The organism is Roseateles sp. L2-2 (assembly GCF_050613215.1).
GTDB lineage: Bacteria > Pseudomonadota > Gammaproteobacteria > Burkholderiales > Burkholderiaceae_C > Roseateles > Roseateles noduli.
Genome location: NZ_CP192509.1, coordinates 2,342,573 through 2,356,755 on the forward strand (window position 1 = coordinate 2,342,573; position 14,183 = coordinate 2,356,755).

At 68.4% G+C, this 14,183-nt stretch carries 17 protein-coding genes; 10 read left to right on the plus strand and 7 right to left on the minus strand.

Annotated elements, in window-relative coordinates:
* Positions 1-44 precede the first annotated feature (44 nt).
* Together ACQZ13_RS10455 and ACQZ13_RS10460 are read right to left on the minus strand one after the other, a co-directional pair.
* A complete protein-coding gene (locus ACQZ13_RS10455; RefSeq protein ID WP_431051646.1) occupies positions 45-287 on the minus strand; it encodes a hypothetical protein in 243 nt (80 codons plus the stop codon).
* A gap of 170 nt (positions 288-457) precedes the next feature.
* Positions 458-1,519 (minus strand): sigma 54-interacting transcriptional regulator, encoded by a 1,062-nt coding sequence (locus ACQZ13_RS10460; RefSeq protein ID WP_431051648.1) that lies wholly within the window; start codon positions 1,517-1,519, stop codon positions 458-460.
* A 222-nt stretch (positions 1,520-1,741) separates the two neighbouring features.
* On the opposite strand from ACQZ13_RS10460, the gene ACQZ13_RS10465 reads away from it, so the two are divergent.
* From ACQZ13_RS10465 to ACQZ13_RS10475, 3 genes are all read left to right on the plus strand, one after another.
* Positions 1,742-2,392: a DUF7146 domain-containing protein gene (locus tag ACQZ13_RS10465; RefSeq protein ID WP_431051650.1), complete on the plus strand. Its 651-nt coding sequence runs from the start codon at positions 1,742-1,744 to the stop codon at positions 2,390-2,392.
* Positions 2,389-2,958 (plus strand): 3'-5' exoribonuclease domain-containing protein, encoded by a 570-nt coding sequence (locus tag ACQZ13_RS10470; RefSeq protein WP_431051652.1) that lies wholly within the window; start codon positions 2,389-2,391, stop codon positions 2,956-2,958. Before ACQZ13_RS10465 ends, ACQZ13_RS10470 begins: the two co-directional genes overlap by 4 nt.
* 73 nt (positions 2,959-3,031) lie before the next feature.
* Complete coding sequence (locus ACQZ13_RS10475) at positions 3,032-3,832, plus strand: radical SAM protein (protein WP_431051654.1); 801 nt, start codon at positions 3,032-3,034, stop codon at positions 3,830-3,832.
* Between the two features lie 3 nt (positions 3,833-3,835).
* Here the strand turns inward: ACQZ13_RS10475 and ACQZ13_RS10480 are convergent, their stop codons facing one another.
* From ACQZ13_RS10480 to ACQZ13_RS10490, 3 genes are all read right to left on the minus strand, one after another.
* Positions 3,836-5,209 carry a type II toxin-antitoxin system HipA family toxin gene (locus ACQZ13_RS10480; RefSeq protein ID WP_431051656.1) on the minus strand — a complete coding sequence of 458 codons (1,374 nt, stop codon included), beginning with the start codon at positions 5,207-5,209 and terminating at the stop codon, positions 3,836-3,838.
* Positions 5,103-5,414, minus strand: coding sequence for a helix-turn-helix domain-containing protein (locus ACQZ13_RS10485; protein WP_421037868.1), 312 nt, complete (start codon positions 5,412-5,414; stop codon positions 5,103-5,105). Before ACQZ13_RS10485 ends, ACQZ13_RS10480 begins: the two co-directional genes overlap by 107 nt.
* A 142-nt stretch (positions 5,415-5,556) precedes the next feature.
* The gene (locus tag ACQZ13_RS10490; protein ID WP_088403678.1) at positions 5,557-6,474 is read right to left on the minus strand and encodes a YicC/YloC family endoribonuclease; all 918 of its coding nucleotides are present in this window, start codon (positions 6,472-6,474) and stop codon (positions 5,557-5,559) included.
* Between the two features lie 31 nt (positions 6,475-6,505).
* Here ACQZ13_RS10490 and ACQZ13_RS10495 point away from each other — a divergent pair, with 31 nt between their 5' ends.
* Genes ACQZ13_RS10495 through hemW form a run of 5 tightly spaced genes read left to right on the plus strand, consistent with a single transcriptional unit; the run spans position 6,506 to position 10,957 of the window.
* Entirely contained in the window at positions 6,506-7,474 is a 969-nt protein-coding gene (locus tag ACQZ13_RS10495) for a serine/threonine protein kinase (RefSeq protein ID WP_058936168.1), read from the plus strand.
* Positions 7,471-8,370: a PP2C family protein-serine/threonine phosphatase gene (locus ACQZ13_RS10500; protein ID WP_067275106.1), complete on the plus strand. Its 900-nt coding sequence runs from the start codon at positions 7,471-7,473 to the stop codon at positions 8,368-8,370. The genes ACQZ13_RS10495 and ACQZ13_RS10500 overlap by 4 nt, the downstream gene beginning before the upstream one ends.
* 20 nt (positions 8,371-8,390) lie before the next feature.
* Positions 8,391-9,125, plus strand: coding sequence for a ribonuclease PH (gene rph, locus ACQZ13_RS10505; protein ID WP_431051660.1), 735 nt, complete (start codon positions 8,391-8,393; stop codon positions 9,123-9,125).
* Positions 9,126-9,156: 31 nt separating this feature from the next.
* The gene (gene rdgB / locus ACQZ13_RS10510; protein WP_431051662.1) at positions 9,157-9,762 is read left to right on the plus strand and encodes an RdgB/HAM1 family non-canonical purine NTP pyrophosphatase; all 606 of its coding nucleotides are present in this window, start codon (positions 9,157-9,159) and stop codon (positions 9,760-9,762) included.
* A gap of 10 nt (positions 9,763-9,772) precedes the next feature.
* Positions 9,773-10,957, plus strand: a complete 1,185-nt coding sequence (gene hemW, locus ACQZ13_RS10515) for a radical SAM family heme chaperone HemW (protein WP_431053185.1) — start codon at positions 9,773-9,775, stop codon at positions 10,955-10,957.
* 41 nt (positions 10,958-10,998) lie between these two features.
* Here hemW and ACQZ13_RS10520 read toward each other — a convergent pair whose 3' ends face one another.
* The gene (locus tag ACQZ13_RS10520; RefSeq protein WP_431051664.1) at positions 10,999-11,961 is read right to left on the minus strand and encodes a LysR substrate-binding domain-containing protein; all 963 of its coding nucleotides are present in this window, start codon (positions 11,959-11,961) and stop codon (positions 10,999-11,001) included.
* A 198-nt stretch (positions 11,962-12,159) separates the two neighbouring features.
* On the opposite strand from ACQZ13_RS10520, the gene ACQZ13_RS10525 reads away from it, so the two are divergent.
* The gene (locus ACQZ13_RS10525) at positions 12,160-12,525 is read left to right on the plus strand and encodes a hypothetical protein (RefSeq protein WP_431051666.1); all 366 of its coding nucleotides are present in this window, start codon (positions 12,160-12,162) and stop codon (positions 12,523-12,525) included.
* Positions 12,526-12,545: 20 nt separating this feature from the next.
* Entirely contained in the window at positions 12,546-12,956 is a 411-nt protein-coding gene (locus ACQZ13_RS10530) for a nuclear transport factor 2 family protein (protein WP_431051668.1), read from the plus strand.
* A 36-nt stretch (positions 12,957-12,992) separates the two neighbouring features.
* Here the strand turns inward: ACQZ13_RS10530 and ACQZ13_RS10535 are convergent, their stop codons facing one another.
* Positions 12,993-14,108, minus strand: coding sequence for a protein-glutamate methylesterase/protein-glutamine glutaminase (locus ACQZ13_RS10535; protein WP_088403684.1), 1,116 nt, complete (start codon positions 14,106-14,108; stop codon positions 12,993-12,995).
* Positions 14,109-14,183: the final 75 nt, after the last annotated feature.

The following is a 14,183-nucleotide window of genomic DNA, read 5'->3' on the forward strand; positions in this document are numbered from 1 at the left end:
GATCCTGGTTCGAACACGTTGCCGCAGCGGGGGGCGCATCGGGTTCAAGGCCGAGGCGCGCGGAAGATCGCGCGACCGTCGGGCAGCGTGGCCCGTTCGATGCGGCCGTCGCGCAGCAGCGTCTCCAGCGCCTGCCGCACGTCGTCCAGCGGAACGTCCACGCCCATCGTCCCCAGCCACCATTGCGCGATCCCCTGCTCGGTGTCGGCAGCCATCGGATGGCGGGCGAGGTGGGCCAGGATGGCCGACTCCGCCCGCCGTCTTCTCGTGCCTGCGTCTTCGCACAACGGCGTCTCCAACAACGTTGTGAGCAGTCAATGCGAGGAACGTGCCAGCGGCGGCGCCGACGTGTCGGACGGGGGTTTCAGAGGAGAGGGCGTTGCGAGGGACCGGGCACCGGGTGATGCCGGACCCGCCTGCCGCGACCCGCCGGGTCGCTCCCGACCCGGCAAGGCGTTCAGTTCGGCGCGTCGAACGCGTCGCGCTCCAGGCCGTGCTTCTTCAGCAGCTTGCCCAGCGCGCGGCGTTCCTTGCCGGCCAGGCGCGCGGCGTGGGTCACGTTGCCGTGCACGGAGTGCATCAGCTGTTCGAGGTAGCTGCGCTCGAAATGCAGCAACGCCTCCTCGCGGGCATCGTTGAAGGCGCGGAGGTCGCCGGCGGAGGCCGGGCCCCGCGGGACGGCGCCGACGTTCGACGTTCCGATCGAGCCCATCGCGCTCATCGTTCCAGCCGCATCGAATGAGCCGAAAGAGCTGGGTGAGCCCGTCGCGCACGGGCGCAGGTCGAGTTCGTCGCCGTCCGACAGCATCAGCGCGCGCTGCACGCGGTTGTCGAGCTCGCGCACGTTGCCGGGCCACGCGTGACGCGCGATCCAGTCGATGCAGCCGGCGGCGAGCGCGCGCGGCGGCAGCGCATGCTGCCGCGCATGCCGCGCGATGAAGTGTTCCGCGAGCACGCGCGCGTCGCCGGGCCGGTCGCGCAGCGGCGGCATCTCCAGCAGCAGCACGTTGAGCCGGAAGGCCAGGTCGTCGCGGAAGGCGCCGGTTTCGAGCAGCTCGTGCAGGCGCGGGCTGGCGGCCGCGACCACGCGCACGTCGCCGCTGCATTCGCGCGTGCCGCCGACCGGCCGGTAGCGGTAGTCCTGCAGGAAACGCAGCAGCGTCACCTGCGCGCGCAGCGGCAGCGAGTCGAGTTCGTCCAGGAACAGCGTGCCGCCCTCGGCCGCCGCGATGAGCCCGCTACGCGCCTGGCGCGCATCGGTGAAGGCGCCGCGTTCGCAGCCGAAGAGCTCGCTCTCGATCAGCGTCTCCGGCACGGCGCCGCAGTTCAGCGGCACGAAGGGCGCGTCGCGCCGCTCGGACTGGTAGTGGATGGCGCGGGCCGCCAGCTCCTTGCCGGTGCCGGTCTCGCCGACGATCAGCACGGGCGCGTCGTAACGGGCCATGCGCCCGATCAGCGACAGCGCCTGCAGGAAGGCCGGCGCGCGGCCCACGAGCTGGGGCGAGCGCTCGCTCAGCATGGGCGCGCTCCTGCCGCGGCGGGGAGATCCCGCCGTGCGCGCGTACTTCGCTTCACCATCACTCCTCCCGGATGTATGCCCGTGTGACTGTGTCTTCGTATGACCGGGCGGTGTGCCTCGGCGTTCTAGTCGCCAAGCTAGGCCACCACCTGGGGCAGGTCAATTGCGGAACTGGGGGGATCGCTTCGTGAAAGACGGATGCGGGAGGAGGAAGATCGAGGCATGGTCCCCTTCACCCGTGACCCCATCTGCATGCCCCGTTCCGGCGAATCGCCCGACGAACGGTTCGCGCGGGCGCGGCCGCTCGCCGGAACGCCCGGTCAGGACTACGTCGAACGTCGCGGGATCCCGCTGGCCATCGCGGAGGCGGCGGGCCTGCGTTTCGATCCGGACTGGGCCGGACGTCCCGCGGTGCTCGTGGCGCTGCATGACCACGCGGGCGCGATGGTGTCCGTGCACGGCCGTTACCTCAGCACGCTGCGCGGCCAGGACAAGATGCTGACGATCGGTCCGGGCGGCGGTGTCGTGGACATCGGGGACGTCGGGGACGGCCGCCCGTTGATCCTCGTCGAAGGCGTATTCGACGCCTTGTCGCTGGCGGTGTGCGGCTGCGGCGGCGTGGCCACGATCGGGCGCTGGGCGCCGTGGCTGCCCGAGGCCTGCGCGGACCGCCTCGCGTGGCTCGGCTTCGACGCGAACAAGCCCGGCGAGCGCGAGGCGGCCGCGTATGCGCAGCGGCTGTCGCGCGTGCGCCGGCTGCCGCCGCCGCCCCGCTGCAAGGACTGGAACACGGCGTTGTGCAAGCGCGGCCGCGCCGAGGTGACGCGCTGGCTGCGCGCTCAGCTGGACAGCGCCGATACTTCGTCCTCATGAACGAGAAAACCCGCACCGAGATCTACGTCAGCACCGACGTCGAGGTCGACGGCCCGATCCCCGGCCCGCATTCGATGCTGAGCTTCGGTTCGGCCGCGTACCTCGCGGACAAGACGCTGGTGTCGACCTTCTCGGCCAACCTGGAGACGCTGCCCGACGCGACCGGCCATCCCGACACCATGGCCTGGTGGGCGCAGCATCCCGACGCCTGGCAGGCCTCGCGCGTCGATCCGCGTCCGCCGCTCGCCGCGATGACCGAGTACGTCGCGTGGCTGGAGGCGCTGCCCGGACAGCCCGTGTTCGTCGGCTATCCCGCGTCCTTCGACTTCATGTTCGTCTACTGGTACCTGATCCGCTTCGCCGGGCGCAGTCCGTTCAGCTTCTCGGCGCTGGACGTCAAGACGATGGCCATGGTGATGCTGCGCCGCGACTACCGCCGCAGCACCAAGAGCGCCATGCCCAAGCGCTGGTTCGACGACCTGCCGCATTCCCACGTCGCGCTTGACGACGCGATCGAGCAGGGCGCACTCTTCTGCAACATGCTCGCGGAGAGCCGCCAGCGCTGAGGCGCATCCAACGCGCCGGCGCGACGGCGTGCCGCGCTCCAGTGCGGCGCTCGCGGGCCAGGGAGACACGCTCATGGATCCGAGGCTGCCGGCGACGATGTGTTTTCGCGTGACGCGCTACTGCAACGCGCGCTGCGGCTTCTGCCTCGCGCCGCCGGACGGTGTGCATCCGGATGTCGGGCTGCTGAAGCAACGCGTCGACTGGCTCGTCGCGCACGGCATGCGGACGGTCCACTTCTGCGGCGGGGAACCGACGATCCATCCCGGTCTCGCCGAATTGCTCGTCCACGCGCGGGCCTGCGGATGCGCCACGCGACTCACGACCAACGGCATCGCGCTGCCTGACGGGCTGCTCGCCGCGCTGCGCGCGACCGGCACCGCCGTGAAGTTGAGCCTGCACGGCGATCAGGCGCATCACGATGCGATCGTCGGGCGACCCGCCTTCGAGCTGGCGAACGCGCACCTGCGCGAGATGCTCGCGGCGCGTGTGCCGACCACGGTGCAGACAACCCTCGTCGCGGGCGGGGAGTGGGTGCTCGACTGGATGGTGGATCACTGCCTCGCGCTCGGCGTGAAGCGGTTGAGCCTGCTGCCGTTCATCCCGCGCGGCAGCGGCGTGAAGACGGAGGATCGCTACGGCCTGACCGCCGCGCAACGCACCCAGTTGCGCGAGCGGGTGCGGCGCAAGCGTCTGGTCTTGCTGGGGAAGCTCGATGTGAGGTGGCTCGACTTCGCGTCGCAGGCGCTCCCGGTCGTCGAGGCCGACGGCCGGGTAGTGATGGAGCGGGCGAGCGAGGCGTTGGATACGGTGGTGGCGGTGATCCCGGGGGAAGTCGCGCCCCGAAAGAGGGTGACGGTGCGCGCGGTCGTCTGAGACTCAGATGCTCGCCATCCGCTGCAGACAGGCGTTGACCGCCGACACCATGAGCTTGACGGTGGTCCGACGGATCGGAAATGCCATTGCCCGTCGACCGAATGCTGCGGCTTGCTCAGCCATGCTGTCGATCATGGCCTCCGCGAACTGTTTGGCCACGCCGCCTTCCGCCGCGAGTCGCAGCAGGTGAAATCGACCCACGGCATTGCCTTCACCGCAGACATCCATGTGGTGCTGCCCCATCGGGCCGTCGCTGAAGGTCAGGTCGAAAGCCGGTGCCACGCGCCATCGACGATCCTTCCCGAGGCGCCAGGCGAAGTTCTTCGGATGATCGTCGCGGTTGTGGAAGAGCACGTTGAACACGGCGCGGGCGTACGCCTTCTCCACTTCCTGCTCATCGCGAGTCAGGGCGCGCGTCGCCCTCAGGAAGCTGGTGTAGTCGGCGCTGCCGGGCAGTCGGAAGTCGACCTGCAACAGGCCGGCCAGACTGTGCACCGGCACGCGCAGGCCTTGTTCCCGATCAAACCGTGCGACGCCGAAAGCCGCCAACTTCGAGGACAGGTCGAACCAGGCGCTCTGAGGCACTTCGAGTCCGCAGTCCCTGGCCAGCTCTGCGTACATGGCCTCGATCGCGCAGACCTCCTTGTGCTCGTGCTGCGAGGGAAACTTCACCAGCCAAGGCTCGCCGGGCGCGTCGCTGTGCGTGCTGACCTGACCGGTGCGCGCGTCGTGCTGCACGAGGGCCTTGGGGCGGGCGCCCTGCGGCGACCCTCCGGTCATCGCGAGTTCGCGCAAGGCGGCACCGGTGTCGCCCGCGAGGACACGTTCGCTTTCCCGGGCCAGCGCCAGCAGCGTCCAATCCGGCTCTTCGACATCGGAAGCGGTGGCCGGTACGAAACGAAGCGCGCCCATGGCCCGCTCGCCGATGAAAGCCAGGCGGTCCAGCGGCCCGGGATGTCGAAGGCCTTGCTGGCGGAACAGGCGGTCCATGAGCAGCAGGCCCCAGCCGTCGGGCAGGCTGTCGGCGATCAGGCCGGGGAGCTGGTGCTGGTGCGAAGGGAATCCGCCATAGGCCGCGGAACGCAGCTTGAGATGAAGCGGCGACAGTTCCAAGGCTTGCGCCAAGGCGTCGGGGTGGTACTCGAAAAGCAGCGTGCGGCCGTCGTCGGCCAGTCGCCCCAAGGGCCAGTCCTCGCCCCACCCGCAGTAGTGGACGGCGAGTTGTTTCATCGCGCCTCGCAGGAAGGCGACGGGACGGGCAGATCGAGTGTCATGAGGATCTCCGGCGAGGCGCGCGCTGCCGCTGATCGGCGGCTTCGGCTTGTTCCATCTGGGCAATGGACTGGCGCTTGAGCACGAACAGCTCCTCCAGTTCATCGACCAGTCCAAGCGCTTGCACGACGCGGATCACCGTCTCCAGGGACGACTGCCCGTTGCTCTCCAACTTGCGCAGTGCGCCCAGTGACAGTCCGGCCATCCTGGCCAGCTCCTGCTGAGACAGCTTCTGAGCCAGCCGTTGCGCACGGACGCGTTGTCCAAGCGCCTCAAGGATCTCATGGGCTGTCGCCAGCGTAAATGCCATTTTTGTGGTTGCTATCTGCGATTTTGCTTCATAACAACCATTTTAGTGGCATTTGAAGATGCCTTCATCGCGCTCCGAGGAGGCCCGCCGCGCGGACCGATTTTGTCGACGGTGTCGACAGAATCTCCGCGCACGCGCCCGCTCACTCGATGTTCTGCACCTGTTCCTTCATCTGCTCGATGGCGACCTTCATGTCGACGGAGATGTTGGTCAGCTCGATGGCCGCGGCCTTGGAGCCCAGCGTGTTGGCTTCGCGGTGCAGTTCCTGCATCAGGAAGTCCAGCCGCTTGCCGACCTCGCCGCCCTTCTTGAGCAGGCGGTCGATCTCGTCCAGGTGCGCACGCAGCCGCGTGAGCTCCTCGGCCACGTCGATGCGCAGCGCGTAGGCCGCCGCTTCATTGACGGCGCGTTCCTGCAGCGACTGCTCGGAGATCGTCTGCGTGGCGCCCGTCGCGCTCAGCGCCTCCTGCCAGCGTTCGAGGAAACGTTCGCGCTGGCGTTGCACCGCCGCGGGGACCAGCGGCTCGGCTTGTGTGGCGAGGTCCCGCAAAGTGGCGACGCGCTGCTTGAGCATCGTTACCAATTTGGCGCCTTCGCGCTCACGCGCTTCGAGGAATCCCTGGATGCACTGACGCGCGGCGTCGAGCACCGTCTCGTCGTTCGCCGAGGCGCCGGTCGCTCCCGTCTTGCACCAGTTCAGCGCTTCCTGGACGCTCAATCCCTGCGCCTTCGGCAGCCAGGATTGCACCTGCGATTCCAGCCGCGAAAGCCGGTTGAGCTGCTCTGGCTGCGGGTTCGGCCAGGAAGTGTCGGTGTCCTTGTGGGTGTTGATCCTCAGTTCGATCTTGCCTCGCTTGACGCTGCCCGAGACGAGCTCGCGCAGCGCCGGCTCGAGCGAGCGCAGCTCGTCGGGCATGCGGAAACTCAGGTCGAGGAAGCGTCCGTTCACCGAGCGCGCCTCCACCGTGACCGCGGGTTGGGTGGCCGGGCTAGGGGTTTCGCCGGAGTTCGCGGGTTGTGCCGTGGCGCTGGCATAACCGGTCATGCTGTAAACTGGCATCAGCTATCGGTAGAACAATCGAACCGCGATTATGTCAAAGCCGAAACCGGCGCCCTTGCCCGCAGGCACGGTGGTGGGGGGCTATCAGATCATCAAGAAACTGGCTGCGGGTGGATTCGGCGTCGTTTATCTCGCCGAAGACCCCGACCATCACTTGGTGGCTCTGAAGGAATACCTCCCCTCGTCCCTTGCAGAACGATCTCCCGGAGAACTCACGCCCCGCGTGAAACCGGAAAAACAGCCCCTGTACCGCCTGGGGTTGCGCAGCTTTTTCGAGGAAGGCCGCTCCCTCGCGCAAATTTCGCATCCGAGCGTCGTCTCGGTGCTGAATTTCCTGCGCGAGAACGAGACCGTCTATATGGTCATGAATTACCTGCAAGGCGATACCTTGCAGGATTTCATCGTGACCGCCCGCGATTTGAAGCGTGACAAGGTGTTCCGCGAATCGACCATCCGGTCGCTCTTCGACGAAATCCTGAAGGGCCTGCGCATCGTGCACCAGCACAAGATGCTGCACCTGGACATCAAGCCGGCCAATATCTTCATCACCAACGACAACAAGGCGGTGCTGCTCGATTTCGGCGCGGCCCGCGAAGTGCTGTCCAAGGAAGGCAACTTCATCCGGCCGATGTACACGCCCGGCTTCGCCGCGCCCGAGATGTACCGCCGCGACGGCTCGCTGGGCCCGTGGACCGACATCTACGCCATCGGCGCCTGCATCTACGCCTGCATGCAGGGCTATCCGCCCAACGACGCGCCGCAGCGCCTGGAGAAGGACCGCCTGGGGCTGTCGCTCTCGCGCCTGCGCAACGTGTATTCCGACAACCTGCTCGAAGTGACCGAGTGGTGCATGTCGCTCGATCCGCTGACCCGCCCGCAGAGCGTCTTCGCGCTGCAGAAGGAACTGTCGCGCGAGACCGAGCGCCGCTACACCAAGCTCAGCTTCAGCGAGCGCCTCAAGCTGCAGCTGGAGAACCTGAAGACCGGGGCGAAGGCGTGAAGTTCTCCGTCTATCAGGTGAGCCGTCGGGGCGGACGGGAGAAGAACGAGGACCGCATGGGGTATTGCTATACCCGCGAGGCCGGTCTCTTCGCCCTCGCCGACGGCATGGGCGGCCATCCGGACGGCGAGGTCGCCGCCCATCTGGCGCTCCAGAACGTCGCGGCGCTGTTCCAGCGCGATGCGCAGCCGGTGATCAAGGAACCTTCGCAGTTCCTGGAGACGGCGGTGCTGCTCGCGCACCAGCAGCTGCTGACCTACGCGCAGCAGCGCGGCATGAACGACACGCCGCGCACGACCATCGTCGTCGGGCTGATGCAACAGGGCCAGATCTGGTGGGCGCACTGCGGCGACTCCCGCATGTACCTGCTGCGCGAGACCGAGCTGATCGCCCGCACCCGTGACCATTCCTACAGCGAGCTGCAGGAGGCGCTGGGCCGCCACGCGACCGGCGCCGAGCGCTTCAACCGCCATGTGCTGTTCACGTGTCTCGGCAGCCCCGGCAAGCCGATGATCGACGTCAACGGCCCGGTGCTGCTGCAGAACGGCGACCGCATGCTGCTGTGCTCGGACGGGCTGTGGAGCTCGGTCAGCGACGTGGACATCCTGCGCCACATGTCCGACAGCCGCTCGGTCGGCGACGCGGTGCCGGAGCTCGTCGAGCAGGCGCTGCGCCAGGCCGGCGCGCGCAGCGACAATGTGACGGCCCTGGCCGTGGAGTGGGAAGGCGAGGGCGACGCCCCGGACTCCATCTCCACGCAGGACCTCGACCAGGAAGGCTTCGCCTCCACGATCCACGGGGCGACCCAGGACGTGCAGCTCGACGAGGCCGAGATCGATTCCGCCGTGCGCGAGATCCAGGACGCGATCCGCAAGGCCGGCAAGAAGCCCCACTGAAGGCACCAAAGGATTTCCTCATGAGCAGCAGCGCCACCCGCCCGCAAGGGCGCGCGGCGGACGCCTTGCGTCCGGTCCGCATCACCCGTCACTACACGCGTCACGCCGAAGGGGCCGTGCTCATCGAGTTCGGCGACACCAAGGTGCTGTGCACCGCGTCGGTCGAAGAGAAGGTGCCGCCGCACAAGCGCGGCAGCGGCGAAGGCTGGGTCACCGCCGAATACGGCATGCTCCCCCGCGCCACCCACACCCGCAGCGACCGCGAGGCCGCGCGCGGCAAGCAGACTGGCCGCACGCAGGAGATCCAGCGTCTGATCGGTCGCGCGCTGCGCGCGGTGTTCGACCTGTCCAAGCTGGGCGAGCGCACCATCCAGATCGACTGCGACGTGCTGCAGGCCGACGGCGGCACGCGCACCGCGGCGATCACCGGCGCCTACGTGGCTGCCCATGACGCGGTGAGCTGGCTGATCGCGCAGGGCAAGATCGTCGACACGCCGCTGAAGGATGCGGTCGCCGCGATCTCCGTCGGCATCCTGGACGGCCAGGCGCTGCTGGACCTCGAATACGTCGAAGACTCCGCCTGCGACACCGACATGAACGTGGTCATGACCGGTGCGGGACACTTCGTCGAGCTGCAGGGCACGGCCGAAGGCGTCGCGTTCACGCGCGCCGAGGTCGACGTGCTGCTGAACCTCGCCGAGAAGGGCATCCGCGAGCTGTTCGTCGCGCAGCGCGAGGCGCTCGGCATCAAGTAATTCCGCGATTCCTGTCCGATTGGAGCAAGCGATGAAGTTGGTCCTGGCCTCCAACAATGCGAAGAAGCTGAAGGAACTGCAGGCGCTGTTCGAGCCGCTCGGCATCGAACTCGTGACGCAGGGCAGCCTCGGCATCCCGGAGGCGGAAGAGCCTTTCCACACCTTCGTCGAGAACGGCCTGACCAAGGCGCGTCATGCGGCGAAGGCCAGCGGCCTGCCGGCGCTGGCGGACGACTCGGGCCTGGCGGTCGACGCGCTGGGCGGCATGCCGGGCGTGCTGTCGGCGCGCTACGCGACCCTGTTCGGCCATGAGAAGAGCGACGCCGGGAACAACCGCGTGCTGCTGGAGAAGCTCGAAGGCATCGAGGATAGACGCGCACGCTTCGTCTGCGCGCTGGTCGCGGTGCGCTCGGCCGACGATCCGGAGCCGCTGATCGCGATGGGCCGCTGGCACGGCGAGATCCTGCACGCGCAGGAAGGCGAGGGCGGCTTCGGCTACGACCCGCTGATGTTCATTCCCGAACTCGGGAAGAGCGTCGCGGCGCTGGGCGCCGAGGCGAAGAACCGCCTGAGCCATCGCGCGCTCGCGTCGCAGGACCTGCTGCGCCAGATGCGCGAGAGCTGGCACCTTGGCTGACATCATCCGCATGATGCGGCCCGGCACGCTGACGCTGTCGGCGCTGCCGCCGCTGTCGCTGTACGTGCACCTGCCGTGGTGCATCCGCAAGTGCCCGTACTGCGACTTCAACTCGCATGAATACCGCGACGGGCGCGAGCTCGACGTCGAGACCGCGCGCAAGTACCTCGCCGCGCTACGCTCCGACCTGGAAGCGGCGCTGCCGCTGATCTGGGGACGCTCCGTCGTGTCGATCTTCATCGGCGGCGGCACGCCCAGCCTGTTCGCGCCGGAGCAGATCGCCGAGCTGATCTCCGACCTGCGCGCGCGGCTGCCGCTGGAGCCGGGCTGCGAGATCACGATGGAAGCCAATCCCGGCACCTTCGAGAAGGACCGCTTCGCCGGCTTCGCGCAGGCGGGCGTGACGCGGCTGTCCATCGGCGTACAAAGCTTCGACGACGCGAAGCTGCACGCGCTCGGCCGCATCCACAGCGGCACGCAGGCGCGCGCGGCCATCGAGGAAGCGGCCCGTTCGTTCGGCACCTTCAACATCGACCTGATGTACGCGCTGCCGGGGCAGACGCTGGCGGAACTCGACCAGGACCTGGACATCGCGCTGGCCTTCGATCCGCCGCACCTGTCGGTCTACCACCTGACGATCGAGCCGAACACGCGCTTTGCGAATTCGCCGCCGGCGCATCTGCCCGATCCCGATCTGGCCAGCGACATGCTGGACCTGATCACCGCGCGCACCGGCGCCAAGGGCATGTCGCGCTACGAGGTCTCGGCCTATGCGCGCGACGGCCATCGCTGCACGCACAACACCAACTACTGGCAGTTCGGCGATTACCTCGGCATCGGCGCCGGCGCGCACACCAAGCTCAGCTTCGCGCATCGGCTGCTGCGCCAGGTGCGCTGGCGCGATCCCGCGACCTTCATGCAGAAGGCCGCCGAGGGTCAGGCCGTGTCCAACGAGAACGAAGTCGCCCGCAACGAGCTGCCCTTCGAGTTCATGCTGAACGCGCTTCGCCTGCGCGAAGGCGTGACGATGCAGAGCTTCCTCGAACGCACGGGCCTGCCGCCGTCGGCGATCGCCAAGGCGATGGAGCAGGGCCGCGCGAAGGGTCTGCTCGATCCCGATCCGGCCGTGATCCGCGCGACGCCGCGAGGCTTCGACTTCCTCAGCGATCTGCAGGAACTGTTCCTGAGCGCTTGAGCTGAGCGCTTGAGCTGAGCGCCGACCTGAACGGGTGACGCTCAGGTCGTGACCGGCATCGCCCCCGGCGTGACCTTGCCCGTCGCCAGACAGGTCTTGGCACCGTCCAGCGCGGCGCGCGACTGCGCGGTCTCCTCGTGCAGCCACTCGATGAACGCGCACACGGCGGGCTCCTGGCGCGACTTCGGCCGGTAGACGATGTGGTACCGCTGCGGCTCCTTGAGCATCGCCTGCCGCGGCGCGACGCGCACCAGGCGGCCGTCGAGCAGCGCGTCCGCGGCCAGCAGCTCGCGCGTCAGGCCGACGCCCATGCCTTGCTCCGCCGCCTGCAGCAGGATGCCGAAGTCGTTGAAGATCGCGACGGGCACGACCTGACGCCGCAGTCCGGCCTGCGAGAACCAGTCTTCCCATTGCGCCGCGTCGCCGAGCAGCGGCGCCTGCGCGAGCGCTTCCAGCGGCTCGCCGATCAGCTGGTGCGCCAGCGCCGGCGACGCCACCGGCAGCATCGACAGGTCGAAGAGCGGCTCGCTGTCGAGGCCCGGCCACGGGCCGAGGCCTTGGCGCAGCGCGATGTCGAAGTTCTCTCGCTCCAGGTCGACGAGGCGCGGCGACGCCTCGATCTCGATGGTCACCTCCGGATGCCGCGCATGCCAGCGGCCCAGTCGGGGCAGCAGCCAACGCTGTGCGAAGGAGGGCAGCACCGTCACGCGCAGGCTGCGCTGCTCGATGCCGTGCGCGGCCGTCGCAGCGCGCAGGCCCTGGTCGAGCTCCTGATACGCGCGTTCCACGCCGCGGAGCAGCGCGCCGCCCGCCGCGTTGAGCACCACGCGCCGTCCCTGCCGGTCGAAGACGGGGAAGCCGAGCTGCAGCTCCAGCGCGCGGATCTGCTGGCTCACGGCGGAGTGCGTGAGGTTGAGCTCCTCGGACGCGGCGCGCAGGTTCTGGTGCAGCGCGGCGGCGCGGAAAGCGGCCAGGTACTGGAGCGGAAGGCGGGGGATTCGCATCGGTCGTCATCCTGTGTCGGGGCCCGTCCCGGATCGAGGTCCGGGTTCTGGCGTGGCTTCCACTGGGTAGCCAGGCTGCACAAGGAGGCAAGGATATAGCGTTTGGAGAGCGTTTGTTGGGCATCTAGCATTACCAGCACTGATCCAGAACTCCCTGTGATCGCCCAAGAACTCCCCCCGATGAACGAAGGAACGACCATGAACGAGCCCGACATCACGTCCTGCCTGCACGCCCGCTTGACCCCGCAGGGACCGTGCTACGCCTACTCGCCGTGGGCGCGTTTCCCGGTGATCGGACCGGCGCTGACCGTGCTGATCGCGATCCTGTCCGCGCTGGCGCTGGTCTCGAACGCCAACGCCTTCAACGACGTCAACGCCGAATTCCAGATCGCCGCCCGCGAGCAGCGCCTCGCGAAGGTCGAAGCGCAGCGGGTCGCCCGCGAGCAGGCCGCGCGCCAGGCGACGCTGGTTGCCGCAGCCAACGATCGACAGGCGGCCGCGCCCGCGCGCGCGTTGCCGGTCGTCAACCGGAACAACGAAGAAAAGAAGGGTCGCGCCCAATGAGCAAAACGACGAGCGTTTCGATGTCGCCTGCCGACATCGTTCAAACGCAGCTCGACGCCTACAACGCGCATGACGTCGAGGCGCTGATCGCCACCTACGCGGCCGACGCGCGCCAGTACGAGTATCCCGACCGGCTGATCGCGCAAGGTTCTCCGGCCTTGCGCGAGCGGATGGCCGCGCGCTTCGAGGCCTCGCGTCCTCACGCTCAGCTGCTGCATCGCATCGCAGTCGGCAACACCGTCATCGACCACGAACGCATCGTCAACCAGACGCCGGACGGCCCCGTCGTGCGCGAGCTGATCGCGATCTACGAGGTCGACCCGGCTCACGCAGACGGCGAGGGCGGCAACGGAGGTGCGAGCGGAAACGCAAACGGGCGCATCATTAGCGCCCGTTTCGTGTTCGGCGAGGAGCTCCCCGCCGGGAAGTGACGATTGATCGACGATCAGTCGCCGATCAATTGCGCATCACACGCGGTTCATCGACATGCCTGCCGTGCTGCGCAGGCGCTCGATCAGTCGCGTGGCGATCTGGTGCAGCGGCAGGACCTCGTCGGCCGCGCCGGCGTTGATGGCCTCGCGCGGCATGCCGAAGACGACGCAGGTCGCCTCGTCCTGCACGAGGTTGTAGGACCCCGCGTCCTTCATCGTCTTCATCGCCTTGGCGCCGTCCGCGCCCATGCCGGTGAGCATGATGCCCAGCGCGTTCTGGCCCACCACGCGCGCGGCGGAGTTGAACAGCACCTCCACCGACGGCTTGTGGCGGTTGACCGCCTCGCCGTCCTGCACGCGGGCGATGTAGTTGGCGCCGGAGCGCTCCACGCTGAAGTGCATGCCGCCCGGCGCGATGTAGCCGTGGCCGGGCAGGATCCGTTCGCCGTCCTGCGCTTCCTTCACGCGGATCTTGCACAGGCCGTCCAGCCGCGCCGCGTAGCTGCGGGTGAAGCCCGCCGGCATGTGCTGCGTGATGCAGACCGCCGGGCAGTCGGCGGGCAGGTTGATCAGCACGTCCTTGGTGGCCTCGGTGCCGCCGGTCGACGCGCCGATGAAGATGATCTTCTCGGTCGACAGCCGGCCCAGGCTCGCGATCGGCGAGGCGGGCTTGAGCGGGGGCGTCGCGCCGCCGGTGGGGGCGGGGGCGCCCGGCGCCGCGGCCGGACCCGGCGCGTGCAGACGCCGGATCTGCGCCTTCGCCGCGATGCGGATCTTGTCGGTGATGTCCTGCGCCAGCGCGCGGATGCCGTCCGCCACGCCGATCTTGGGCTTGGCCACGAAGTCCACCGCGCCCAGCTCCAGCGCCTTGAGCGTGACCTCGGCGCCGCGCTCGGTCAGCGTCGACACCATCACGACGGGCATCGGCCGCAGGCGCATCAGGCGCTGCAGGAAATCGAGGCCGTCCATCTTCGGCATCTCGACGTCGAGCGTGATCACGTCGGGGTTGAGGTTGCGGATCATCTCCCGCGCGGCCAGCGGGTCGCTCGCGGCCCCGATGCACTGCATGTCGGGCTGGCGGTTGATGATCTCGGTCAGGATGCTCCGCACCAGCGCGGAATCGTCGACGACGACGACGGTGGTCTTGGCCATTTCTTCTACTCCTCGGTACTGCCCGGCTTGGCCGGTTCCGGCGCGGCGTCCTTGTTGCCTCGGTGCCGCCCCGAT